A 2,771-nucleotide genomic window follows, 5' to 3' on the forward strand; every position below is an offset into this window, starting at 1 on the left:
TGCGGATTCCCCTTGGACAACGGGGACGGGTGCCAGTCCGTCAGCGTGTTGATGCACCCACCGGTGTCGACGCCGTCCTTGTCAGGCGAGTACCAGGCGCCCTGGGGCACCGAGAGCACGCCCGGCATGATGCGGGGGGTCACCCGCGCGGGCAGCTGGATCACGCCGCGGTCGTTGAAGACCCGCACGACGTCGTCGTTGTCGATGCCACGGTCCTGGGCGTCGAGCGTGTTCATCCACACGACCTGCGGGTGGGCCTCGATGAGCCAGTCGACGCTCCCGTAGGAGGAGTGCGTCCGGCCCTTGTAGTGGTGCCCGATGCACTGCAGCGGGTACTTCTCGTTGGTCAGCGCCTCCTCGGCGCCCTCCCACGTCGGGACGTGCTCCGGCAGGGCGGTGAGCTTGTCACCCTTCTTGCCGCCGTCGAACGTCCAGACCTTCGACCGCTCCCAGAGCCGCTCGGAGAAGATCTCGATCTTCCCGGAGGGGGTCGTCAGGGGGTTCGCGACAGGGTCCTCACGGAACGCCTTGCTCGCGACGAAGGTGCCGTCCGGGTTGGACAGACGGAACACGCCCTTGTCCCGGAACTCCTGCTCGCTGTAAAGGCTCGGGACGTCCTTCTTCGTGCGGGCGATGAGCTCGGTGCGCCACTCCTGCAGCGTGCGGCCCTCGGTGAACTCCTCTTCGAGGCCCATCTTGCGGGACAGCTCGACACACATGTCGAAGTGCGACTTGGCGTCGTACAGCGGCTCGATGGCCTTGTCGACGATCATCGCGTAGGCCGTGTCACCGGAGTACTCGCTCGCGATGAAGTCGTCCTCCTCGGCGTTCGTGGTCGCGGGGAGCAGGATGTCCGCGTACCGCGCCGACGACGTCATGTGGTTCTCGACGACGACGATGAGCTCGCACAGCGAGTCGTCCTCGAGGAGCTTGGCCGTGCGCGTCGTGTCCGAGTGCTGGTTGATCATCGCGTTGCCCGCGACGTTGATGATCATCTTGATCGGGCCGTCGAGCTGCGGCTTGCCCTGCACGCCGTCCGCGATCTCGGTCATCTCGGCGCCGCGCTCGATCGCGTCGGTCCACATGAAGCACGAGATCTTGGTCTTGATCGGGTTGGCGAGCCCCATCCGGGCCAGCGGGAACTTGATGGTGCCCTCACGCGACCCGTTGCCGCCGCCGTGGATGCCGACGTTGCCGGTGAGGATCGGGAGCATCATGACCGCGCGGCAGTTGTTCTCGCCGTTGGCCTGCCGCTGCAGGCCCCAGCCCTGCATGATCGCGCACGGCTTGGCCGTCCCGATCTCGCGGGCGAGCTGGATGATGACGTCGACCGGGATGCCCGTGATCTCCGACGCCCACTCGGGCGTCTTGACCGTGCCGTCGGGGCCCTTGCCGAGGATGTAGCTCTTGTAGGAGCTGCCGGCGGGGATGCCCTCGGGCATGTGCTCCTCGTCGTAGCCCACGCAGTACGTGTCCAGGAACTCCTGGTCGACGAGGTCCTCGGTGATGAGCACGTGCGCGCACGCCGCGACGAGGGCGGCGTCGGTGCCCGGGCGGATCGGGATCCATTGGTCGGCGAGGTCGAGCGCGGTCTCGGAGTACCGCGGGTCGATGACGATGGTGCGGGTCTTGAAGTCCTTCTTCGCGACCTGCGCGTTGTACATGTTGCCGCCGCCGCTCATGCGCGTCTCGACCGGGTTGTCGCCCCAGTAGATGACGAGGTTCGAGTGGACGGTGTCGCCGATCGAGTTCGACTCGATGCGCGCGCCGTACGTGAACGGCATCGCGTAGGTGATCTGCGAGGTGCTGTAGCTGCCGTAGTAGCCCAGGTAGCCGCCGGCGAGCGAGAGCAGCCTGCTCCAGCACCCGCTGGTGATGTTGCCGCCCGCGGTGCCCGACGCGTACTGCAGGTAGACGGCCTCCTGGCCGTGCTCCTTGACGACGCGGGCGTGCTCGGACGCGATGGTGTCGAGCGCCTCGTCCCAGGAGATCTCCTCCCACTCGCCCGCGCCGCGCTTGGTGCCGGGCTTGCGGCGCATGGGGGTCTTGAGGCGGTCGGGGTTGTAGACGCGGTGGCGGAACGAGCGCCCGCGGACACAGGCCCGCAGCTGGGGGCCGTCGAGGCTGTCCGAGCCGGTGTCGTCGGTGCCGACCTTGACGAGCGTGCCGTCCTTGACGTGCAGGCGCAGCGCGCAGCGCGACCCGCAGTTGACCAGGCAGGCGTTCCACACGGCCTTGTCACCCGAGTCCGCGGGGCTCATCCGGGCCGCGTTCGCCGCGCCGACCCCGGGCAGCAGACCGAAGGAGGCGCCTGCGCCCACCAGCACGGCGCCGCCACCGGCCGCCCCTGACCACTTCAGGAAGGAGCGACGTGGCAAGCCCGCCGCCTGTGGCTTCTCTTGCGTCCCAACGGTCGTCATCGGGGCATCCTTTCGAGCAGTTCTCAGGTACTACGGGGTGCACCGAGATCGATTGCCCAATCGTCCGCGCCAACATGAAAAACCATCTAGGGCAATGGTCCTGCCAGTGATCGACGTGTTCGACCCGTGATGGTCGATTCGTGCGGCACACATACGAAACAAGCTCGTGAGGTATTGCCCCGCGAATCGCGCTCGCGATCATTGCCACGCCCGCGGCGGGATAAAAAGATCGAGAATTACCACGTCGAGGGCAGGATAAAAGAATGGCCCGCACCCTGGTGGGGGTGCGGGCCGTTCGCCGTGCCATCTCCGCCGTGCCGTCGCCGCCGCGAGGGGCGGGGCTCGGCGGGG

General features: G+C 67.4%; 1 protein-coding gene. It reads right to left on the bottom strand.

All coding sequences use genetic code 11. The annotated features are described in order from the left end of the window. Nucleotides 1–2,420: DMSO/selenate family reductase complex A subunit (locus QUV83_RS17605; protein ID WP_289566229.1), on the bottom strand; the 2,420-nt coding region annotated here is incomplete at its 3' end. Nucleotides 2,421–2,771: the final 351 nt, after the last annotated feature.

Source organism: Cellulomonas cellasea (assembly GCF_030372105.1).
GTDB lineage: Bacteria > Actinomycetota > Actinomycetes > Actinomycetales > Cellulomonadaceae > Cellulomonas_A > Cellulomonas_A cellasea_A.